The following is a 22,663-nucleotide window of genomic DNA, read 5'->3' as shown; positions in this document are numbered from 1 at the left end:
AGTATGGTACCCTCAACATTTTCTCGTTTGAAAGCCGCACGCGCGCTACCAGTCATTCTGGCAGCACTGATTTTCGCAGGCTGTGGCACCCAGGCGCCAGACCAGAGTGCAGCCCATATGCAGGGCACTGCGCAGGCTGATTCCGGCTTTTATCTGCAACAAATGCAGCAAAGCTCTGATGATAGCAAGACCAACTGGCAATTACTCGCCATTCGTGCACTGCTGAAAGAAGGCAAGAGCCAGCAGGCTATCGAACTGTTTAACCAGCTACCGCAGAAGCTAAGCGATACCCAGCAGCGTGAGCAGTCACTGTTGGCCGTCGAGATTAAGCTCGCGCAGAAGGATGTCGCTGGCGCACAGGCCCTGCTGGATAAGTTAACTCCCGCCGATTTTGATCAAAACCAACAGGCACGCTACTGGCAGGCGCAAATCGACGTCAACCAGGGTCGTCCATCTCTGACGCTGCTGCGCGCCCTGATCGCGCAGGAACCGCTGCTGGCCGCGAATGCTAAGCAGAAAAATATGGACGCCACCTGGCTGGCGCTGTCGTCCATGACCCAGGAGCAAGCGCAGGCGCTGGTCATCAATGCTGATGAAAACGTGCTGCAAGGCTGGCTGGATCTCCAGCGCGTCTGGTTCGATAACCGTAACGATCCGGACATGATGAAAGCCGGTATTGCGGACTGGCAGAAACGTTATCCGCAAAACCCAGGAGCAAAACTGTTACCAACACAGTTGGTTAACGTGCAGAGCTTTAAGCCCGCCTCTACCAGCAAAATCGCCCTGCTGTTACCACTGAACGGTCAGGCCGCTGTATTTGGCCGGACTATTCAGCAAGGCTTTGAAGCTGCGAAAAACATGGGCACTCAACCTGTCGCAGCCCCTGTTGCTGTCGCACCTGCCGCAGTTCCAGCTGCCGCGACCACCACAGAACAGCCGCAAACGACTGACGGCGTTGCCAGCCCGTCTCAGGCGTCAGTAAGCGATCTGACCAACGAGACGCCGGCTCAGCCAGAAACACCTGCTGTGCAGCCCGCAGCACCCGCTCAGCCAACAACCGCCAGCGCACCGGCGAATCCATCCGCTGAGCTGAAAATCTACGACACTTCATCACAGCCGCTGAACCAGATCCTGACTCAGGTTCAGCAGGATGGCGCCAGCATCGTGGTTGGCCCACTGTTGAAGAACAATGTTGAAGAGCTGATGAAAAGCAACACGCCATTGAACGTCCTGGCGCTTAACCAGCCGGAGTCGGTGAAAAATCTGCCGAACGTCTGCTACTTCGCCCTGTCGCCAGAAGATGAAGCGCGCGACGCCGCACGCCACATCCGCGATCAGGGAAAACAGACGCCGCTGTTGTTGATTCCACGGAGTTCATTAGGCGATCGCGTTGCCAACGCCTTTGCACAGGAATGGCAAAAACTGGGTGGCGGCGTGGTATTGCAGCAGAAGTTCGGCTCCACCGCTGAACTTAAAATGGGCGTCAACGGCGGCTCGGGGATTTCCCTGACAGGCAGCCCGGTGGCCTCCTCTGTGCCAGCCCAACCCGGCGTGACGATTGGCGGTCTGACCATCCCGGCAGCACCTACCGATGCGCAAATAACCGGCGGCAGCGGTCGTGTTGATGCCGTGTATATTCTGGCGACGCCGGAAGAAATTGCATTTATTAAGCCGATGATCGCCATGCGCAACGGCAGCCAGAGCGGAGCAACGCTGTACGCCAGCTCTCGTAGTGCGCAGGGCACTGCCGGCCCGGATTTCCGTCTGGAGATGGAAGGTTTGCAGTACAGCGAAATTCCGATGCTGGCAGGCGCTAACGCGCCTCTCATGCAGCAGGCGCTTGGCGCGGTTCGTAACGACTACTCGCTGGCGCGTATGTATGCCATGGGTGTCGATGCCTGGTCGCTTGCCAACCACTTCTCGCAAATGCGTCAGGTGCAGGGTTTCGAAATTAACGGCAATACCGGGGCCTTAACCGCAACGCAGGATTGTGTGATTAACAGGAAGTTATCATGGCTCAAATACCAGCAAGGACAAGTCGTCCCCGCCAGTTAACGAGTAAACAGACCGGTGACGCGTGGGAATCCACCGCGCGTGACTGGCTGCTGAGCAAGGGTCTGCATTTTATCGCCGCCAACGTGCGTGAACGTGGTGGCGAAATCGACCTGATAATGCGTGAAGGCAACACCACCGTATTTGTTGAGGTTCGCTACCGACGCTCAGCACAGTTCGGCGGTGCGGCGGCGAGTGTGACCCGGAGCAAACAACACAAATTATTACAGACCGCCCGCTTGTGGCTTGCGCGCCACAATGGGAGTTTTGATACTGTGGATTGCCGGTTCGATGTGTTAGCCTTCACCGGAAATGATGTTGAGTGGTTTAAGGACGCGTTCAACGACCGCTCATAGTTGAAGATTCAGAGCCTGGTTCTTAAGGATTAGCGTGTTAGATAGAATTAAAGTCTGCTTTACAGAAAGCATTCAAACTCAGATAGCTGCGGCTGAAGCACTTCCGGATGCAATCTCCCGTGCCGCCATGACGCTGGTTCAGTCCCTGCTCAATGGCAACAAAATTCTCTGTTGTGGTAATGGGACGTCCGCTGCCAACGCACAGCATTTTGCTGCCAGCATGATCAATCGTTTTGAAACAGAACGCCCAAGTTTACCTGCGATTGCACTAAATACTGATAATGTGGTCTTAACTGCGATTGCCAACGATCGCCTGCACGACGAAGTTTATGCAAAACAAGTCCGTGCGCTGGGACATGCAGGTGATGTTCTGCTGGCAATCTCTACGCGTGGTAATAGCCGCGATATCGTAAAAGCCGTTGAAGCCGCCGTGACACGCGACATGACAATCGTCGCGCTGACCGGGTATGACGGAGGGGAACTGGCCGGATTACTGGGGCCACAGGATGTTGAAATCCGTATTCCCTCACACCACAGCGCCCGCGTTCAGGAAATGCACATGCTGACGGTCAACTGCCTTTGCGATCTTATCGATAACACGCTTTTCCCTCACCAGGATGATTAAGGAGTACACATGAAGGCATTTTCGCCGCTTGCTGTGATTATCGCTGCACTGCTGCTGCAAGGCTGTGTCGCTGCCGCCGTTGTTGGAACTGCAGCTGTCGGGACTAAAGCCGCGACGGATCCTCGTAGTGTCGGCACCCAGGTTGATGACAGTACCCTGGAATTACGCGTCAATACGGCGTTGTCGAAAGATGCCCAGATCAAGAAAGAAGCGCGAATCAACGTGAGCGCATATCAGGGTAAAGTGCTGCTGGTCGGCCAGTCGCCGAATAGCGAACTGTCTGCACGTGCAAAACAGATTGCGATGGGCGTAGAAGGTACGACTGAGGTCTTTAATGAGATCCGTCAGGGCCAGCCAATCGGTCTGGGCGATGCGTCCAACGATACCTGGATAACCACCAAAGTACGTTCCCAGTTACTGACCAGCGATCAGGTGAAATCCTCTAACGTGAAAGTAACGACTGAGAACGGGGAAGTGTTCCTGTTAGGTCTGGTGACCGAGCGTGAAGCGAAGGCGGCGGCGGATATCGCCAGCCGGGTAAGCGGCGTGAAACGCGTCACGACAGCCTTTACGTTTATTAAGTAACACGCATCTTATCCGGCCTACAGAACGTAATCGTTTGTAGGCCGGATAAGCGTCAGCGCCATTCGGCATTTTTTTATTTAGCCCTTTCGCGTAGCTCGGAAGAGGTCAGGATCGAAACCCCTTCATGCCCAGGCGCCAGCGCTTCTGCCAGCATTGCCCGAGCAACATCGCGCGCTTCAATCGACTTCCAGTTACCCGGCAGCAGCCTGAACAACGGCGCTAAAAACATCTCATTCGTCCGCTGTTTGTCCCTATCACCCAGTAGCATTGAAGGCCGGACAATCGTCAGCCGTGGCCAATTCTGCGCGATCAGCGCCTGCTCCATTTCACCTTTCACCCGATTATAAAAAAACGGTGAATTCGCATTGGCGCCCATCGAACTCACCACCAGCATATGCTGGGCGCCTAACCTACGTCCCGTCAGGGCTGTATCTACCACCAGCGTATAGTCAGCATGGATAAACGCCTCTTTGCTGCCCGCTTCACGCCGGGTAGTCCCCAAACAACAAAAGACAATATCGACCGGATCGGTGACCTGTGCCAGAGCATCGGTTAGCTGCGGATCATGGGGGTTATAGATACCAACCGTATCTGCCAGCGGTCGACGCGTTGGTGCCGTGATGGCATTGACCCGGGGTTCATTGAGCAACATACGCAGCAAATGTCCGCCCACCAGCCCCGTGGCTCCCGTTATTAACACCTGACTCATCGCTTATCTTCCCCAGGTCTTCAATCACTGTTCTAACTATAGATCACGCAGCCAGTGCATCTTTTTACCGAAGCCCAGCGTGTTGTCCGTAAATTTGACTTCATCCAGTCGAATCTCCCATACGGGCGCTGGCAGCATTCTGGCGACGGGGAAACGGCGGTTGTAGGCTTTACGCGCGTCTTCGCTCTCCTGGCCTTCAAGACGCCGGATTTCCCCTTTAAACTGTACGCCACGAATCAGAGCGACGGTTTTAGGCTGACCGTTTACTGTACCGGCAATCGGTGCGCGTGGTCCGGACATCTGCGCATGCCGCGTTTTCTCTTCGGTCAGCACATAGAACACCATCTTCTGCGCATCAAACAGGTAAAACGCATTGGCGCACCACAATTCACCTTCATGGTGTACGCACCAGGTCACGACGTGCTGTTTTGCCAGCCAGCGAGACACCGCAGTCAGTGTTTCCATTTCTGTTCTCTTTTATACTGTAGGCCTGAAAATTATCACGTCGATGGTAACAATGACACCCTGGTATCTGTACCTGATCCGTACCGCAGACAACGCCTTATACACCGGAATAACCACCGATGTGCAGCGCCGCTATAAGCAGCATCAAAGTGGGAAAGGCGCGAAGGCGCTACGCGGAAAGGGGGAACTCACGTTGGCATTTGCGGCGCAGGTCGGCGACCGTTCGCTGGCCCTGCGCATAGAGTATCGCGTTAAACAGCTCACCAAGCGGCAGAAAGAGCGCCTTGTCGAAGGCGAAGGGTTTGAGGCGCTATTAAGCAGCCTGCAAACCCCGGAAGCTTAAAAGCGATTGAAGTGGTCGTGGTATTCCACAAGTCCCGTCACGCCATCCAGCGCATCGTCCGCCAGGCGATGAACCTGGAACGCGCTTTCGGTGCCCGGCCAGCGGCAACGCAGGTCATGATGGGCCGCCAGCTCAAAGCCAAAGCGGCTGTACAGGGCCGGATCCCCCAGCGTAACCACCGCTGCGTAGCCAAACTCGTTCAGTGAATCGAGTCCTTCATAGACCAGCTGACGCGCCAGGCCCTGCCCCCGGTAGTTTTCATCCACCGCGAGCGGCGCCATGCCGACCCATTGCAGATCTTCACCCTGAACATCGACTGGGCTGAACGCGACGTAACCCACTACCTGACCTTCGTCATCGGTAGCAACCAGACCCAGCGTTAAGAAACCATCTTCACGCAGGTCGTGCACTAATTTCGCTTCCGCATCGCTCTCAAATGAACGGCGCAGCAGCGCATCAATACCAGGGGCATCAATGGGAATTTCAACTCGAATCAGCATGGCTCACCTACCGAGGTCTGTTTGGTTTCTGGCGACGTTTTCATCCCCGCCTCAACAAAATCCGCCAACTGCATCAGCATGACGCGCAACGCTTTAGGCATCTGCTCCAGTTCGATGGCATCCATCAGATTTTTTACGTAGAGCCCTAATTCTGTATCACCTTCAATCACCAGGCGACGCTGGAAGAAAAGCGTATCTGGATCCTGCTTGCGGGCCACGATCATCAGGAGATCGCTGGCATCGGCGCTAAAACTTACATCCGCATCTGCATTCTGGCTGACGATAAGTTTATCGTTCTCAACAGAGGTATACCATTTGAGGTCAATGTCACGCACATGAATGCTCAGCCAGCGACCTTCGAGAAACTCCAGCTCCCCATCGGCCAGCGCCTGACTAAACTGCCAGCTCAGGACCTGTTCCAGAACCTGGCGCTTCAGCGCAAAGGGCGTCAGTTTAACTGGTACACTCATCAGAGAAGGACCAAATTGTACTAAGCGTGAACGCAGTTTATCCAACACGAGCTTTACTCCCTGTTTCAATAGTCCTGCTATTTTGCCATATCAAATAAACGACATAGCGGCATAAATCAACAATTCGATGCGAAATTGTTACCTCTTTATTGGTGTCACCAATACGACTTTAACTGCCTCAAATCAAAAATTGTCTCAGCAAGGTTAACTAAAATCCCCATTCGTTAACATTTCTGCGCCCATCACGGCGCAACGTTCAGGATAAATTATGGAGCTGCTCTGCCCTGCCGGAAACCTACCGGCGCTTAAGGCGGCCATCGAGAACGGCGCTGATGCTGTCTACATCGGGCTGAAAGATGATACCAACGCCCGTCATTTCGCCGGCCTTAATTTTACCGAGAAAAAATTGCAGGAAGCGGTGAGTTTTGTCCATCAGCACCGCCGTAAGCTGCACATTGCGATTAACACCTTTGCGCACCCGGATGGTTACGCGCGCTGGCAACGTGCCGTTGATATGGCAGCGCAACTGGGTGCAGACGCGCTGATCCTTGCCGACCTCGCCATGCTTGAGTATGCCGCAGAGCGCTACCCGCATATTGAGCGCCATGTCTCTGTTCAGGCATCTGCAACCAATGAAGAGGCAATTAATTTCTATCATCGCAACTTTGACGTCGCCCGCGTGGTGCTGCCGCGCGTGCTGTCTATTCATCAGGTGAAGCAGCTTGCTCGCGTCACACCTGTTCCCCTGGAAGTGTTCGCCTTCGGTAGCCTGTGCATTATGGCGGAAGGCCGTTGCTATCTTTCGTCCTATCTGACGGGTGAGTCTCCTAACACGGTTGGTGCCTGCTCACCTGCCCGTTTTGTCCGCTGGCAACAGACCCAACAGGGGCTGGAATCCCGTCTTAATGAAGTGCTGATCGACCGCTATCAGGACGGGGAAAACGCCGGTTATCCGACGCTATGCAAAGGCCGCTATCTGGTTGACGGCGAGCGTTATCATGCGCTGGAAGAACCCACCAGCCTGAACACGCTGGAGCTGCTGCCGGAACTGCTGGCAGCCAATATTGCCTCGGTGAAAATCGAAGGTCGTCAGCGTAGTCCGGCCTATGTCAGCCAGGTGGCGAAAGTGTGGCGTCAGGCGATCGACCGCTGTATGGCCGACCCGCAAAACTACGTCCCGCAGGCCGCGTGGATGGAAACGCTCGGTTCTATGTCCGAAGGCACACAGACCACGCTTGGCGCGTATCACCGTAAATGGCAGTGAGAGAAGCAATGAAATATTCCTTAGGGCCGGTGCTGTGGTACTGGCCGAAAGAAACGCTGGAAGATTTTTATCAGCAGGCTGCCGTAAGCCAGGCCGACGTTATCTATCTTGGTGAAGCGGTATGCAGTAAACGCCGTGCCACCAAAGTGGGCGACTGGCTCGATATGGCGAAATCGCTCGCTGGCAGCGGTAAACAGGTTGTGCTGTCAACACTGGCGCTGGTACAGGCCTCTTCTGAACTGGGAGAGCTGAAGCGCTATGTCGAAAACGGTGACTTCCTGCTGGAAGCCAGCGATCTCGGCGTAGTAAACATGTGCGCCGAGCGTAAGCTGCCGTTTGTCGCCGGGCATGCGCTCAACTGCTACAACGCGGTTACCCTGCGTATTCTGCTCAAACAAGGCATGGTGCGCTGGTGTATGCCGGTAGAGCTTTCCCGCGACTGGCTGGCAAACTTGCTCAACCAGTGTGATGAGCTGGGTATTCGCAATCAGTTTGAAGTAGAAGTGCTGAGCTACGGGCATCTGCCGCTGGCGTACTCTGCCCGCTGCTTTACCGCACGCTCTGAAGACCGTCCAAAAGACGAGTGTGAAACCTGCTGCATAAAATACCCGAACGGGCGCGATGTGCTGTCGCAGGAGAATCAGCAGGTCTTTGTCCTTAACGGGATCCAGACCATGAGCGGCTATGTTTACAACCTCGGCAACGAACTGACATCGATGCAGGGGCTGGTTGATATTGTGCGTCTGTCCCCTTCAGGCACTGAAACATTCGCCATGCTCGACGCCTTCCGCGCCAATGAAAATGGCAGTGCCCCATTACCGCTTGCCGCCCACAGTGACTGTAACGGCTACTGGAAGCGACTGGCTGGACTGGAGCTGCAGGCCTAGTCGGATGCGGCATAAATGCCTTATCGGGCCTACAAATAGCGATCCCGTAGGCCCGATAAGCGCAGCGCCATCGGGCATGTTGTATTCGATGCCCGCCGTATAAAGCTCACTTTGTTAACAACATTCGCTAATCTTTAATGCAGTATTAAAAGATTAACCGGTAACAAAGTGAGCCGTTATGACTGACAAAACTATTCCGTTCTCGGTGCTGGATCTGGCGCCGATCCCTGAAGGATCTTCGGCAAAAGAGGCCTTCACACACTCGCTTGATCTTGCTCAACTGGCCGAAAAACGCGGTTACCACCGCTATTGGCTGGCGGAACATCACAACATGACCGGCATCGCCAGCGCAGCAACCTCAGTGCTGATTGGTTTTCTGGCTGCCAATACCACTACGCTGCATCTCGGGTCTGGCGGCGTGATGCTGCCTAACCATTCGCCGCTGGTGATCGCCGAGCAGTTCGGTACCCTGAACACGCTATATCCGGGACGAATCGATCTCGGGCTCGGTCGCGCACCGGGTAGCGATCAACCAACCATGCGCGCACTGCGCCGCCATATGAGCGGTGATATCGATAACTTCCCACGCGACGTCGCTGAACTGGTGGACTGGTTCGACGCCCGCGATCCTAATCCCCATGTACGCCCGGTTCCCGGCTACGGCGAGCAGATCCCGGTCTGGTTATTAGGCTCCAGCCTGTACAGTGCACAACTGGCGGCCCAGCTTGGTCTGCCGTTTGCCTTCGCCTCGCACTTTGCCCCGGATATGCTGCATCAGGCGCTGCATTTGTATCGCACCCAGTTCAAACCCTCGGCGCGGCTGGCAAAGCCGTATGCGATGGTGTGCATCAACATTATTGCCGCCGACAGCAATCGCGACGCCGAGTTTCTTTTCACCTCCATGCAGCAGGCATTTGTGAGGCTGCGTCGTGGCGAAACCGGCCAGCTACCGCCGCCGGTAGAGAATATGCAGCAGCTGTGGTCCGCTTCTGAGCAGTACGGCGTACAACAGGCGCTGAGCATGTCGCTGGTCGGTGATAAGGCAAAAGTGCGGCATGGTCTCGACGCCATTTTGCGTGAAACCCAGGCTGATGAGATTATGGTTAACGGCCAGATTTTTGATCATCAGGCACGTCTACATTCGTTTGATTTGGCGATGGATGTGAAGCAGGAATTATTGGGGTAGTGCGTTGTTTTGCCCGGTGGCGCTTCGCTTACCGGGCCTACTTGACCCTGTAGGCCGGATAAGGCGCAGCCGCCATCCGGCACAACAAAGTTACTGATAAACAGGCAACAGATTCACGCTCGACAGAATATGGATAACCGCGTTGCCGATACCGAATACCAGGATCAGCGCAATCATCGGCTTACCGCCCCAGACACGGAATTTCGGGCTACCGAAACGCTCGCGGGATTTACGTGCCAGCAGCGCCGGAACAATGGCGGCCCAGATGGTTGCCGCGAGTCCTGCATAGCCAATGGCGTACAGAAAACCGTTCGGCCACAGCAAGCCACCGATAATTGGTGGGACAAACGTCAGCAATGCCGTTTTGAAACGTCCCATTGCCGAATCATCAAAGCCAAACAGATCCGCCAGATAGTCAAACAGACCGAGCGTAACGCCGAGGAATGAACTCGCCACCGCAAAGTTGGAGAACACCACCAGCAGCAGATCCAGACTGCGGCTGTTTAGTACACCGCTCAGCGCCTGTACCAGCACATCAATGTTACCGCCCTGCTGCGCAATACCGATAAACTCCGGACGCGGAATGTTACCCATCGTCCCCAGCAACCACACGGTATACAGCACCAGCGCCAGCAGCGTGCCGTACACCAGACACTTAACGATGGTCTTCGGATCTTTGCCGTAATACTTCATCAGGCTCGGGACGTTGCCGTGATAGCCGAATGAGGCCAGACAGAACGGCAGCGTCATCAGCAGGTACGGCGTATACGAAGCATTGCTTTCCGCCACGTTAAACAACGTTGTGGGCTGAACGTGTCCCAATAAGCTGCCGAAGGTCAGGAAAAAGGTAATCACCTTTGCGCCCAGCACAATTGCCGTCATGCGGCTCACCGCTTTGGTACTTAACCACACCACAAACGCCACCAGTAACGCAAAGCCAAGACCTGCCGCACGCGCCGGAACGTTCAACGACATCTCGGAGAAGGTGTGATGCAGGATCGACCCGCTCGCCGAGATATACGCGTAGGTCAGAATATAGAGAACAAAAGCAATCGAGATGCCGTTCACCACGTTCCAGCCTTTGCCCAGCAGATCTTTGGTAATGGTGTCGAAGCTGGAGCCAATGCGGTAATTGAGGTTAGCTTCAAGGATCATCAGCCCGGAGTGCAGCATGCAGAACCAGGTAAAGATCAGCGCCGCCATTGACCAGAAGAACCACGCCCCGGACATGACCACTGGCAGAGAAAACATCCCCGCGCCAATTATGGTGCCGCCGATGATCACCACGCCGCCGAGCAGCGAAGGTGACGTTTGGGTGGTGGTTAGTGTTGCCATTTAGCCATCTCTCCAGTCATTTATATTGTGACTACATCTCAATGCGCTGCACTGTACCAGTACACGAGTACAATTGAAATAAAAAAAGCCCCGATTGTTGAGATCGGGGCCGTATATTTTACTTTACAGCTATAAAGCTAAAAGGCTTATGCATCACCGCCGAAACGACGACGACCAGCAGAGTCATCACGACGCGGAGCAGAAGAATCGTCACGACGCGGACCACGGTTGCCTTCACGACGTTCGCCACTGAAACGACGACCATCGCCACGACCGCCTTCACGACGTTCACCGCTAAAGTTACGACCTTCACCGCGACCACCTTCACGACGCTCACCGCTGAAACGACCACCGCCACGACGCTCACCACCGGTGTGCGGAACCGCATCGCCAACCAGCTGCATGTTCATCGGCTTGTTCAGGATGCGAGTACGGGTAAAGTGCTGCAGCACGTCGCCCGGCATACCTTTCGGCAGTTCGATGGTGGAGTGGGAAGCAAACAGCTTGATGTTACCGATGTAACGGCTGCTGATATCACCTTCGTTAGCAATCGCACCAACGATATGACGAACTTCAACACCGTCATCACGGCCCACTTCAATGCGGTACAGCTGCATGTCACCAACGTCACGACGTTCACGACGCGGACGGTCTTCACCACCACGGTCATTACGGTCACGAGGGCCACGATCGTTACGGTCACGCGGACCACGGTCATCACGGTCGCGGAATTCGCGTTTCGGACGCATCGGCGCATCTGGCGGCAGGATCAGAGGACGTTCGCCCTGAGCCATTTTCAGCAGTGCAGCTGCCAGCGTTTCGATATCCAGCTCTTCTTCCGGCTGCATTTTCGCCAGCAGAGCACGGTACTGATCCAGATCGCTGCTTTCCAGCTGCTGCTGTACTTTAGCGGCGAATTTTTCCAGACGGCGTTTGCCCAGCAGATCTGCGTTCGGCAGTTCTACTTCAGGAATAGTCAGCTTCATGGTGCGTTCGATGTTACGCAGCAGACGACGCTCGCGGTTCTCAACGAACAGCAGCGCACGACCCGCACGACCCGCACGACCGGTACGGCCGATACGGTGAACGTAAGACTCGGAATCCATCGGGATGTCGTAGTTAACAACCAGGCTGATACGCTCAACGTCTAGGCCACGGGCCGCAACGTCGGTTGCAATCAGAATATCCAGACGGCCATCTTTCAGACGCTCCAGAGTCTGCTCACGCAGGGACTGGTTCATGTCGCCGTTCAGTGCAGCGCTGCTATAACCGCTACGCTCCAGCGCTTCTGCTACTTCCAGGGTCGCATTTTTGGTACGTACGAAGATAATCGCCGCATCAAAATCTTCCGCTTCCAGAAAACGCACCAGCGCTTCATTTTTACGCATGCCCCACACAGTCCAGTAGCTCTGGCTGATGTCAGGACGGGTAGTAACGCTGGACTGAATACGTACTTCCTGCGGCTCTTTCATAAAGCGGCGGGTAATACGACGAATCGCTTCCGGCATGGTTGCAGAGAACAGAGCGGTCTGATGACCTTCCGGGATCTGCGCCATGATGGTTTCAACGTCTTCGATGAAGCCCATACGCAGCATTTCGTCAGCTTCGTCCAGTACCAGACCGCTCAGTTTGGAGAGGTCCAGAGTACCGCGCTTCAGGTGATCCAGCAGACGACCCGGCGTACCGACGACGATCTGTGGCCCCTGACGCAGGGCACGTAATTGCACGTCATAACGCTGGCCGCCGTACAGGGCAACCACGTTCACGCCGCGCATGTGTTTAGAGAAATCCGTCATGGCTTCTGCTACCTGAACCGCCAGTTCGCGGGTCGGTGCCAGCACCAGAATCTGAGGTGCCTTCAGCTCAGGATCAAGATTGTTGAGCAGCGGTAAAGAGAACGCTGCAGTTTTGCCGCTACCTGTCTGGGCCATACCCAGAACATCGCGGCCGCCCAGCAGATGCGGAATGCACTCTGCCTGGATTGGAGATGGTTTTTCGTAACCCAGATCGTTAAGGGCTTCAAGGATAGGAGCCTTCAGGCCCAGATCTGCAAAAGTGGTTTCGAATTCAGCCATGTAGTACGTGTGCCTCAAAATTAATGGCGGCCAGTCTACATAACTCATCATGAAATTGATCTGCAATTTTCATTGAAAAGTGTGAACCGGCTCAAAGTAGGTGTATTAACGAACAACAACGCCCTCACCCGTGAAGGTGATGGCAATCAAAAAAGATTACGGGCTGATGTGTACGTCAGCTATTGCTGGTCCGATTCTGCCAGGTCATCTTGGTCCTGGCCCAGGAGCGATAATTCCAACAATGCGTATCGGTGCTCAACAAAGTTATGAACGTTGTTAGCCACCGCCAGTTTGAACAATGCCGTAGCGTTGTCCAAATCCCCCAGACTTAGGTAGTACTTACCTAAATAGAAGTTGGTTTCACTGAGATGCTCAGCGAGCGAGGTGTTATCCGTTGCGTCCGCCTTCAGGCGTTCCATCAGCGTTGCTTCGCTAATGTTGCCCAGGTAGAACTCGACAATGTTCCATCCCCATTGCTCTTTATCCGATTTCTCAAAGCGTTGCTTCAACGCTTCTTTAGCCTGCTTCTCATCGAGCTTCTGCTCGGCAAGATAAAGCCACAGACTACGGAAAGGATCATTGGGATCGTCTTGATAAAACGCTAGCAGATCATCTTGCGCTAACTTGTCGCGACCGCCGTAATACAATGCGATACCGCGATTTAAGTGCGCGTAGTTGTAAGTTGGATCAAGCTCAAGTACAGAATCAAACGCTTCATAGGCAGCATCAAAATTGCCTGCCTGCGTTAAATATATACCTAAGTAATTGAATACTTCAGGCATATCTGGTCGGATTGCCAGCGCTTGTGAAAAATCATTTCGCGCCAATGCCCTCAGACCGAGACTATCATACAACACTCCGCGCTCATATAAAAGCTGTGCGCGTTCGTCATCGGTTAAAGCCCGACTGGCAAGAATTTGTTCCATACGTGCCAGAATCACTTCCTGCTGCAAAGTCGGTTGCAATGGTACTGCGAGGACTTCACTCTTTCGCCAGGCGGAATTACTGCATCCAGCCAGCGTGAGTGCTGTCGCAACGAAACACCAGCGCAAAAAAGGCTTCATTTCCCACTCCCGAAGACAACGATTGAATGAACGTCCAGGTTCCCCGGTTGCTAACAAGGCATCCTGCCGGGTTAAAGGCCCTCCGCTTTCACGGAGGGCAATGGCAACCTTACTCGCCCTGGCTTGCCGGAGCTTCCGGTTCGCCTGCAGGCTGAGACTGCTCAGTTGCTTCTTTAATGCTCAAACGCACACGGCCCTGGCGATCAACTTCCAGAACTTTGACCGGTACTTCCTGGCCCATCTGCAGGTAGTCGGTCACTTTCTCAACGCGCTTATCAGCGATCTGAGAGATGTGTACCAGACCTTCTTTACCGCCACCGATGGCAACGAATGCGCCAAAGTCAACGATACGGGTCACTTTACCATTGTAGATACGGCCTACTTCGATCTCTGCGGTGATCTCTTCGATACGACGGATAGCATATTTCGCTTTCTCACCGTCGGTCGCAGCAATCTTCACGGTACCATCATCTTCGATTTCAATGGTGGTGCCGGTTTCTTCGGTCAGAGCACGGATAACAGAACCGCCTTTACCGATAACGTCTTTGATCTTGTCCGGGCTGATCTTGATAGTGTGGATACGCGGAGCGAACTGAGAAATATCGCCACGCGGAGCGTTGATCGCTTGTTCCATCACACCCAGGATGTGCAGACGCGCACCTTTAGCCTGGTTCAGAGCAACCTGCATGATTTCTTTGGTGATACCTTCAATTTTGATATCCATCTGCAGTGCAGAGATACCGTCGCGGGAACCCGCCACTTTGAAGTCCATATCGCCCAGGTGGTCTTCGTCGCCCAGGATGTCAGACAGAACAACAAAGTTGTCGCCTTCTTTCACCAGACCCATCGCGATACCCGCAACGGCTGCTTTGATCGGCACGCCTGCGTCCATCAGCGCCAGGGAAGCACCACATACGGAAGCCATGGAAGAAGAACCGTTAGATTCGGTGATTTCAGAAACCACACGTACGGTGTACGGGAATTTATCCAGTTCCGGCATTACTGCCAGTACGCCACGCTTCGCCAGACGGCCGTGACCAATCTCACGACGCTTCGGAGAACCGACCATACCGGTTTCACCTACGCAGTACGGAGGGAAGTTGTAGTGGAACAGGAAGTTGTCAGTACGCTCGCCCATCAGTTCGTCGAGGTTCTGCGCATCACGAGTGGTGCCCAGGGTCGCAGTAACCAGCGCCTGAGTTTCGCCACGGGTGAACAGTGCGGAACCGTGGGTACGCGGCAGAACGCCAGTACGCACGTCCAGGCCACGGATCATGTCTTTTTCACGGCCATCGATGCGCGGCTCGCCTGCCAGTACGCGGCTACGAACAACGTTTTTCTCGATAGCGTGCAGGATTTCACCCAGTTCGTTAGCGTCCAGGGTTTCGTCTTCAGCCACCAGAGTCGCGATGGTTTCAGATTTGATCACGTCAACCTGAGCATAACGCTCTTGTTTGTCAGTGATACGGTAAGCATCGCTCAGGCGAGCTTCTGCCAGTGCGGCAACGCGTGCGTTCAGCGCTTCGTTGACGGCTTCTGGCTGCCAGTCCCAACGCGGTTTGCCAGCTTCTTTCGCCAGCTCGTTGATCGCCTGAATCACAACCTGCTGCTGTTCGTGACCGAACACAACAGCGCCCAGCATCTGATCTTCGCTCAGCAGTTCAGCTTCGGATTCAACCATCAGTACAGCTGCTTCAGTACCTGCAACAACCAGGTCCAGCTTGCTTTCTTTCAGTTCGTCCTGAGTCGGGTTCAGTACGTACTGGTCATTGATGTAACCAACACGTGCAGCACCGATCGGGCCGTTGAATGGGATACCAGACAGAGTCAGCGCAGCAGATGCACCAATCATTGCCACGATGTCCGGGTTAACCTGCGGGTTAACGGAAACAACGGTCGCGATAACCTGAACTTCGTTAACGAAGCCTTCCGGGAACAGCGGGCGAACCGGGCGGTCAATCAGACGCGCGATCAGGGTTTCGCCTTCGCTCGGACGGCCTTCACGACGGAAGAAGCTACCCGGGATACGGCCAGCAGCGTAGGTACGCTCCTGATAGTTAACGGTCAGCGGGAAAAAGTCCTGGCCTGGTTTCGCTTTTTTCTGACCAACAACGGTAACGAATACCGCGGTGTCATCCATGCTAACCATAACAGCGGCAGTCGCCTGACGCGCCATCATGCCGGTTTCCAGCGTAACGGTATGCTGACCGTACTGGAATTTACGAACGATCGGATTAAGCAAAATAATATCCTTTCTCTATTTTTTGACGGCACATTTTTGCGCCATCGTTAATACCCGATCTTCTGCGCATCCTCGCGACTAATGACAACCCTAACCCATAAGCATGAGTAAAGCCTCTCATTAGCCGCGCGAACCTCTGCAACGGAAGATCATTCATAGCAACAATACATTAGTTTCCAGCGAATTGCTGCCATCTGCTGGAAAAAAGGGGCCATGAAGGCCCCCTCTTTCTGAAACTCGAAAGAATTAGCGACGCAGGCCCAGACGCTCGATCAGCGCGGTGTAACGTGCAACATCTTTACGTTTCAGGTAGTCGAGCAGTTTACGACGCTGAGAAACCATGCGCAGCAGACCACGACGGCTGTGGTGATCTTTTTTGTGCTCTGCAAAGTGGCCCTGCAGGTGGTTAATCTGTGCAGTCAACAGAGCAACCTGAACATCGGTAGAACCGGTGTCGTTTGCATCACGACCAAACTCAGAAACGATTTTAGCGGTAGCTTCAGTACTTAGAGACATTTTAAAACTCCAAAGTGATAAGAATGAAAGGATGCCGATCTCTAATTCAGCTATCCCAGTGTATACACTTTATCCTTCAAACTGACTCTGCGTTGGCTGCGTCCGCTCACCTCAGTCACTTACCTAAGTAAGCTCCTGAGGATCCTCAGACTTGCCGCCTTGATGCAGCTCGAATGATTTTGTGTATACGCCACGCAGATTGTTAAACAATTCACGCGACGTTAAGCGGCAGTATTCTACTCGCAGCGCCCTTTTATCGCAAGACAGAGAGCGCTATGCAGGATACTCAACCACCAGGCGGCGGGGGGCGACACGACCTTCATCGTCCATCTCCCCCATGCCAATAAACTTGCCGTCATCGCCTTCCGTCACGCGTACCAGCCCTTCCAGCGGGGCGCCTGTCGTCCGTACCGGATTACCATTTTTAAAGTAAACCGACGATGTTAAAGGCAAATTAACAACAGGATAGTCCGATGCCGGACTGTCCATTGGCATCAGCAAAGGATCAAGCAGCTGAGCCGCCGGAATGTTCTGCTGTTCTGCCTGTTCGACCAGCTCACGCAGGTGTTCCAGCGTGACCATACGATCCACCGGATACTTGCTGACCGTCAGACGACGCAGATACGTTACGTGCGCGCCGCAGCCCAGCTTCTCACCGAGATCGTCAACGATGGTACGAATATAGGTGCCTTTGGAGCAGTGAACTTCCAGTTCCAGTTCGTTACCTTCATGGCGAATAAACAGCAGCTCATAGACGGTAATCGGGCGCGCTTCACGCGGCACTTCAATGCCTTGACGCGCATATTCGTACAGCTTCTTACCCTGATACTTCAGCGCCGAATACATCGACGGAATCTGCTCGATATCGCCGCGGAAAGTCTCCAGCGCGCTCGCCAGTTGTTCTGCGGTGAAGGTTACCGGACGCTCCTGCACGATCTGCCCATCGGCATCGGAAGTGTCAGTACGCTGGCCCAGACGGGCAACCACGCGATAGCGTTTGTCAGAATCCAGCAAATACTGTGAAAACTTTGTCGCTTCACCAAGGCAGATAGGCAGCATGCCTGTCGCCAGCGGATCCAACGCGCCGGTATGTCCCGCGCGGTTGGCATTGTAGATGCGCTTTACTTTTTGCAGCACGTCATTGCTGGACATGCCCTGCGGCTTATCCAGCAGCAGGACACCATGAATATCGCGACCACGACGACGAGGACGACTCATCAGTCCTCCTTGCTGTCGTCCGCTGGGTTCACACGACGCTCATCGTCATGTTTCACCACGCTGGTCACCAGGTTGGACATGCGCATCCCTTCAACCAACGAGTTGTCGTAGAAGAAGGTCAGCTCAGGCACGATACGCAGACGCATTGCTTTACCCAGCAGAGAGCGGATAAAACCAGAGGCTTCCTGCAGTGCCTTAATGCCGTTTTTCACGGCAGCTTCGTCCTGATCGTTGAGGAAAGTCACGAATACTTTGGCATATGCCAGATCACGGGACATCTCAACACCCGATACGGTGGTCATCATGCCAACACGCGGGTCTTTGATTTCGCGTTGCAGGATGAGTGCGATTTCTTTCTGCATCTCCTGCGCGACACGCTGCGGGCGACCAAATTCTTTCGCCATAATAAATTCTCCAGACAAAAAAGGGGCATTCAGCCCCTTTTGAAAATAATTCGGTGATTAGGCTGTAGGCCTGATAAGCGTAGCGCCATCAGGCATTACATTGCCGGATGTCGGCGTAAACGCCTTATCCGGCCTACACCCGAACAACCTTAAGCAATTGTACGTTTGATCTCGATGATCTCGAACACTTCGATCATATCGCCAACGCGAACGTCGTTGTAGTTCTTAACGCCGATACCACATTCCATACCGTTACGGACTTCGTTGACGTCATCTTTGAAGCGGCGCAGGGATTCCAGCTCGCCTTCATAGATAACCACGTTGTCGCGCAGTACGCGGATTGGGTTGTGACGTTTAATCGTGCCTTCGGTAACCATACAGCCTGCGATAGCGCCGAATTTCGGTGATTTGAACACATCACGAACTTCAGCCAGACCAATGATCTGCTGTTTCAATTCCGGAGACAGCATGCCGCTCATCGCTGCTTTCACTTCGTCGATCAGATGATAGATGACGGAGTAGTAACGCAGATCCAGGCTTTCTGATTCGATAACTTTACGTGCAGAGGCATCAGCACGTACGTTGAAGCCAACCAGAATCGCGTTGGATGCCGCAGCCAGGGTCGCGTCGGTTTCGGTGATACCACCTACGCCAGAACCGATGATCTTCACTTTTACTTCGTCGGTAGACAGTTTCAGTAAAGAGTCGGAAATCGCTTCTACAGAACCCTGTACGTCAGCCTTCAGCACGATGTTCACTTCATGAACTTCGCCTTCGGTCATGTTGGCGAACATGTTCTCAAGTTTAGATTTCTGCTGACGAGCCAGTTTAACTTCACGGAATTTGCCCTGACGGTACAGTGCAACTTCACGCGCTTTCTTCTCGTCACGAACAACAGTAACTTCGTCACCCGCAGCCGGAACACCGGACAGACCGAGGATTTCCACCGGAATGGACGGACCTGCTTCCAGAACTTCCTGACCCAGTTCGTTACGCATCGCACGAACGCGGCCGTATTCGAAACCACACAGAACGATATCGCCCTTGTTCAGGGTACCTTCGCGAACCAGGACGGTAGCAACCGGGCCACGACCTTTATCCAGGAAGGATTCGATAACCGCACCGCTCGCCATACCTTTACGCACAGCTTTCAGTTCCAGTACTTCGGCTTGCAGCAGGATAGCATCCAGCAGTTCGTCGATACCGGTACCCGCTTTCGCAGAAACGTGAACGAACTGGCTCTCGCCGCCCCACTCTTCCGGCATGATGCCGTACTGGGACAGTTCGTTTTTAACGCGATCTGGATCCGCTTCCGGTTTATCGATTTTGTTGACTGCAACAACTACCGGCACACCTGCCGCTTTCGCGTGCTGGATAGCTTCGATAGTCTGCGGCATCACGCCGTCGTCTGCTGCAACAACCAGAACAACGATATCCGTCGCCTGAGCACCACGAGCACGCATGGAGGTAAACGCGGCGTGACCCGGGGTGTCCAGGAAGGTGATCATACCGTTGTCAGTTTCAACGTGGTACGCACCGATGTGCTGAGTAATACCGCCCGCTTCGCCAGAGGCCACTTTCGTTGAACGAATGTAGTCCAGCAGAGACGTTTTACCGTGGTCAACGTGACCCATGATGGTCACTACCGGTGCGCGCGGTTCAGCCGCAGCGCCGGTGTCACGGTCGCTCATTACTGCTTCTTCCAGCTCGTTTTCACGACGCAGGATAACTTTGTGGCCCATCTCTTCGGCAACCAGCTGTGCGGTTTCCTGGTCGATGACCTGGTTGATAGTCGCCATTGCGCCCAGTTTCATCATTGCTTTGATGACCTGAGAGCCTTTGACCGCCATCTTGTTCGCCAGATCGCCAACGGTGATGGTTTCGCCGATCACAACGTCACGGTTAACGGCCTGAGCTGGCTTCTGGAAGCCCTGCTGCAAAGCGGAACCTTTACGCTGCTTACCGCCTTTACCGCCGCGAACCGCTGCACGTGCCTCTTCACGGTCAGCTTTAGATTCAGCGTGTTTGTTACCTTTCTTCGCCGGACGCGCTGCTTTAGTGCTGCGAGTACGACCACGACCGCCTTCAACTTCACGATCGTTCTCGTCTTCAGCCTGGCGAGCATGCTGAGAGGTGGTGACGTGATAATCACTGGTGTCTTCGACAGGTTCAGCGTTATTCACACCATTTTTCTCGTTTTCTTCCGCCATACGGCGAGCTTCTTCCGCTACGCGGCGCGCTTCTTCTTCAAGCTTGCGACGTGCTTCTTCTTCCGCTTTACGCTTCAGTTCTGCGGCTTCATTTTCACGGCGGGCTTTTTCGGCCTGGGCGGTTTTAGTCATATCGTCGGTCTGTTGATTGCTCACTTTGTCTTTTTCCGCAGCTTCACGTTTCGCTTTATCAGCGGCTTCACGCTTAGCTTGTTCTGCGGCCTCACGTTCGGCTTTTTGTTGCGCCTCGCGTTTGGCAGCTTCTTCTGCCTCACGACGGGCTTGCTCTTCCGCTTCACGCTGCGCCTGCTCTTCCGCGGCAAGGCGTTCAGCCTCTTGCGGATCGCGTTTCACAAAGGTGCGTGTCTTGCGGACTTCGATTTGTACCGATTTGCTTTTTCCACCGGTACCTGGAATATTGAGAGTACTGCGCGTTTTACGCTGCAATGTCAACTTATCCGGCGCTGAGCCGTTTTCACGGTTCAAATGCGCCAGTAAGGTTTGTTTCTCTTGTGCGGACACAGAGTCGTCAGCAGACTTCGGGATACCGGCATCAGCAAATTGCTGTACCAGGCGATCTACGGAAGTCTGTATCTCTGCAGCCAGCGTTTTTACGGTTACATCTGTCATACTGTTCCTTCCTGCTACAGTTTATTACGCTTCGTCGCCGAACCAGCAAATATTACGGGCAGCCATAATCAGCTCACCGGCTTTTTCGTCGGTCAACCCTTCGATATCAGCCAGATCATCAATGCCCTGTTCAGCGAGATCTTCCAGCGTACAAACACCACGGGCCGCCAGTTTGAAGGCCATCTCACGATCCAATCCTTCCAGATTCAGCAGATCGTCAGCCGGTTTGTTATCACCGAGGCTTTCTTCCTGGGCCAGTGCCAGAGTGGTCAGTGCGTTTTTAGCACGCTCGCGCAGCGCTTCAACGGTCTGTTCATCCAGGCCGTCAATTTCCAGCAGTTCTTTCATTGGCACGTAGGCCAGTTCTTCCAGCGTCGCAAAACCTTCTTCCACCAGAACGGTCGCGAAATCTTCATCGATATCGAGATATTTGGTGAAGGTATCGATGGCTGCATGTGCTTCAGCCTGATGCTTCGCTTGCAGGTCATCAACGGTCATCACGTTGAGTTCCCAACCGCTCAGTTGTGAAGCCAGGCGGACGTTCTGACCATTACGTCCAATCGCCTGAGCCAGGTTACCGGCTTCAACCGCGATATCCATGGTGTGTTTGTCTTCATCCACCACGATAGAAGCGACGTCTGCTGGTGCCATTGCGTTAATCACGAACTGCGCCGGGTTATCATCCCACAGGACGATATCGATACGCTCGCCGCCCAGTTCGGTAGAAACCGCCTGAACGCGCGCACCGCGCATACCAACACAGGCGCCGACCGGATCAATACGCTTGTCGTTGGTCTTAACGGCGATTTTCGCACGCGATCCCGGATCGCGAGCAGCCGCTTTAATTTCGATAACTTCTTCGCCGATTTCCGGCACTTCAATGCGGAACAGCTCAATCAGCATTTCCGGCTTGGAACGGGTTACGAACAGCTGTGCACCGCGCGCTTCCGGGCGAACTGAGTACAGAACGCCACGAATACGGTCACCAGGGCGGAAGTTTTCACGCGGCAGCATGTCTTCACGCAGGATCACAGCTTCAGCATTGCTGCCCAGATCCAGTGAAATGTTGTCGCGGTTTACTTTCTTCACCACACCGGTGACGATTTCGCCTTCATGTTCGCGGAACTGATCAACAACCATTGCGCGTTCAGCTTCACGTACTTTCTGTACGATAACCTGCTTCGCGGTCTGGGTAGTGATACGGTCAAAGGTGACAGATTCAATCTGATCTTCAACATATTCGCCCACGTTCAGACTTTCGTCTTCGAAGCGTGCCGCTTCCAGCGTAATTTCTTTGGTCGGCTGAGTAACTTCTTCTACGATTACCCAACGACGGAAGGTATCGAAATCACCGCTTTTACGATCGATTTCTACGCGAACGTCGATCTCTTGCTCATATTTTTTCTTTGTTGCTGTAGCCAGCGCACTTTCCAGCGCTTCAAAAATTTTCTCGCGTGGCAGCGCTTTTTCGTTGGATACGGCTTCAACAACAGCCAAAATTTCTTTGTTCATCGCGGGCTTTTCACC

The 22,663-nt window shown here is 54.0% G+C and carries 22 protein-coding genes; 8 read left to right on the top strand and 14 right to left on the bottom strand.

The window, feature by feature from the left end:
- Positions 1–3: 3 nt before the first annotated feature.
- From C2U43_RS03330 to dolP, 4 genes are read left to right on the top strand one after another with little or no spacing between them, the layout of a single operon-like run.
- The gene (locus C2U43_RS03330; RefSeq protein WP_103284675.1) at positions 4–2,055 is read left to right on the top strand and encodes a penicillin-binding protein activator; all 2,052 of its coding nucleotides are present in this window, start codon (positions 4–6) and stop codon (positions 2,053–2,055) included.
- The gene (locus C2U43_RS03325) at positions 2,013–2,408 is read left to right on the top strand and encodes a YraN family protein (protein ID WP_003828625.1); all 396 of its coding nucleotides are present in this window, start codon (positions 2,013–2,015) and stop codon (positions 2,406–2,408) included. Before C2U43_RS03330 ends, C2U43_RS03325 begins: the two co-directional genes overlap by 43 nt.
- A gap of 34 nt (positions 2,409–2,442) precedes the next feature.
- Positions 2,443–3,033 carry a DnaA initiator-associating protein DiaA gene (diaA, locus tag C2U43_RS03320; protein WP_003024948.1) on the top strand — a complete coding sequence of 197 codons (591 nt, stop codon included), beginning with the start codon at positions 2,443–2,445 and terminating at the stop codon, positions 3,031–3,033.
- Between the two features lie 9 nt (positions 3,034–3,042).
- Positions 3,043–3,618, top strand: a complete 576-nt coding sequence (gene dolP / locus C2U43_RS03315) for a division/outer membrane stress-associated lipid-binding lipoprotein (RefSeq protein ID WP_008785904.1) — start codon at positions 3,043–3,045, stop codon at positions 3,616–3,618.
- Between the two features lie 73 nt (positions 3,619–3,691).
- Here dolP and C2U43_RS03310 read toward each other — a convergent pair whose 3' ends face one another.
- Together C2U43_RS03310 and C2U43_RS03305 are read right to left on the bottom strand one after the other, a co-directional pair.
- A complete protein-coding gene (locus C2U43_RS03310) occupies positions 3,692–4,327 on the bottom strand; it encodes an NAD(P)H-binding protein (RefSeq protein ID WP_003828632.1) in 636 nt (211 codons plus the stop codon).
- Positions 4,328–4,363: 36 nt separating this feature from the next.
- Positions 4,364–4,792 (bottom strand): YhbP family protein, encoded by a 429-nt coding sequence (locus tag C2U43_RS03305; protein WP_003828634.1) that lies wholly within the window; start codon positions 4,790–4,792, stop codon positions 4,364–4,366.
- 52 nt (positions 4,793–4,844) lie between these two features.
- On the opposite strand from C2U43_RS03305, the gene C2U43_RS03300 reads away from it, so the two are divergent.
- Positions 4,845–5,135 (top strand): GIY-YIG nuclease family protein, encoded by a 291-nt coding sequence (locus tag C2U43_RS03300; RefSeq protein WP_032945094.1) that lies wholly within the window; start codon positions 4,845–4,847, stop codon positions 5,133–5,135.
- On the opposite strand, the gene C2U43_RS03295 is transcribed toward C2U43_RS03300, so the two are convergent.
- On the bottom strand, positions 5,132–5,635 hold the full coding sequence (locus C2U43_RS03295) for a GNAT family N-acetyltransferase (RefSeq protein WP_008785907.1): 504 nt from the start codon (positions 5,633–5,635) through the stop codon (positions 5,132–5,134). The genes C2U43_RS03300 and C2U43_RS03295 overlap by 4 nt on opposite strands.
- A complete protein-coding gene (gene ubiT, locus C2U43_RS03290; protein ID WP_003828637.1) occupies positions 5,629–6,153 on the bottom strand; it encodes a ubiquinone anaerobic biosynthesis accessory factor UbiT in 525 nt (174 codons plus the stop codon). The genes C2U43_RS03295 and ubiT overlap by 7 nt, the downstream gene beginning before the upstream one ends.
- A 220-nt stretch (positions 6,154–6,373) precedes the next feature.
- On the opposite strand from ubiT, the gene ubiU reads away from it, so the two are divergent.
- The 3 genes from ubiU to C2U43_RS03275 all read left to right on the top strand — a co-directional run bounded on the left by ubiU (position 6,374) and on the right by C2U43_RS03275 (position 9,442).
- On the top strand, positions 6,374–7,369 hold the full coding sequence (ubiU, locus tag C2U43_RS03285; protein ID WP_003024971.1) for a ubiquinone anaerobic biosynthesis protein UbiU: 996 nt from the start codon (positions 6,374–6,376) through the stop codon (positions 7,367–7,369).
- A gap of 8 nt (positions 7,370–7,377) precedes the next feature.
- Positions 7,378–8,256: a U32 family peptidase gene (locus C2U43_RS03280; RefSeq protein WP_020996351.1), complete on the top strand. Its 879-nt coding sequence runs from the start codon at positions 7,378–7,380 to the stop codon at positions 8,254–8,256.
- A gap of 178 nt (positions 8,257–8,434) precedes the next feature.
- On the top strand, positions 8,435–9,442 hold the full coding sequence (locus C2U43_RS03275; protein WP_103284674.1) for a luciferase-like monooxygenase: 1,008 nt from the start codon (positions 8,435–8,437) through the stop codon (positions 9,440–9,442).
- Between the two features lie 90 nt (positions 9,443–9,532).
- Here the strand turns inward: C2U43_RS03275 and mtr are convergent, their stop codons facing one another.
- From mtr to nusA, 10 genes are all read right to left on the bottom strand, one after another.
- On the bottom strand, positions 9,533–10,777 hold the full coding sequence (gene mtr, locus C2U43_RS03270) for a tryptophan permease (RefSeq protein WP_003828642.1): 1,245 nt from the start codon (positions 10,775–10,777) through the stop codon (positions 9,533–9,535).
- 146 nt (positions 10,778–10,923) lie between these two features.
- Positions 10,924–12,852: a DEAD/DEAH family ATP-dependent RNA helicase gene (locus C2U43_RS03265; RefSeq protein ID WP_003828643.1), complete on the bottom strand. Its 1,929-nt coding sequence runs from the start codon at positions 12,850–12,852 to the stop codon at positions 10,924–10,926.
- Complete coding sequence (gene yrbN, locus C2U43_RS29310; protein ID WP_010723222.1) at positions 12,845–12,925, bottom strand: protein YrbN; 81 nt, start codon at positions 12,923–12,925, stop codon at positions 12,845–12,847. Before yrbN ends, C2U43_RS03265 begins: the two co-directional genes overlap by 8 nt.
- A gap of 106 nt (positions 12,926–13,031) precedes the next feature.
- A complete protein-coding gene (nlpI, locus tag C2U43_RS03260; protein ID WP_003024982.1) occupies positions 13,032–13,916 on the bottom strand; it encodes a lipoprotein NlpI in 885 nt (294 codons plus the stop codon).
- Positions 13,917–14,025: 109 nt separating this feature from the next.
- Entirely contained in the window at positions 14,026–16,158 is a 2,133-nt protein-coding gene (gene pnp, locus C2U43_RS03255) for a polyribonucleotide nucleotidyltransferase (protein ID WP_008785911.1), read from the bottom strand.
- A gap of 246 nt (positions 16,159–16,404) precedes the next feature.
- Positions 16,405–16,674, bottom strand: coding sequence for a 30S ribosomal protein S15 (gene rpsO, locus C2U43_RS03250; protein ID WP_000059465.1), 270 nt, complete (start codon positions 16,672–16,674; stop codon positions 16,405–16,407).
- Between the two features lie 273 nt (positions 16,675–16,947).
- On the bottom strand, positions 16,948–17,892 hold the full coding sequence (truB, locus tag C2U43_RS03245; protein WP_003828704.1) for a tRNA pseudouridine(55) synthase TruB: 945 nt from the start codon (positions 17,890–17,892) through the stop codon (positions 16,948–16,950).
- On the bottom strand, positions 17,892–18,296 hold the full coding sequence (rbfA, locus tag C2U43_RS03240; RefSeq protein WP_003024988.1) for a 30S ribosome-binding factor RbfA: 405 nt from the start codon (positions 18,294–18,296) through the stop codon (positions 17,892–17,894). The genes truB and rbfA overlap by 1 nt, the downstream gene beginning before the upstream one ends.
- 149 nt (positions 18,297–18,445) lie before the next feature.
- Entirely contained in the window at positions 18,446–21,136 is a 2,691-nt protein-coding gene (infB, locus tag C2U43_RS03235) for a translation initiation factor IF-2 (protein WP_003828710.1), read from the bottom strand.
- Between the two features lie 24 nt (positions 21,137–21,160).
- On the bottom strand, positions 21,161–22,648 hold the full coding sequence (gene nusA / locus C2U43_RS03230) for a transcription termination factor NusA (protein WP_003024992.1): 1,488 nt from the start codon (positions 22,646–22,648) through the stop codon (positions 21,161–21,163).
- Positions 22,649–22,663: the final 15 nt, after the last annotated feature.

The organism is Citrobacter freundii complex sp. CFNIH9 (genome assembly GCF_002903305.1).
Classification (GTDB): domain Bacteria; phylum Pseudomonadota; class Gammaproteobacteria; order Enterobacterales; family Enterobacteriaceae; genus Citrobacter; species Citrobacter portucalensis.
The sequence above is the reverse complement of the archived record's forward strand: the minus strand, read 5'-3'. Positions and strand labels throughout refer to the sequence as shown.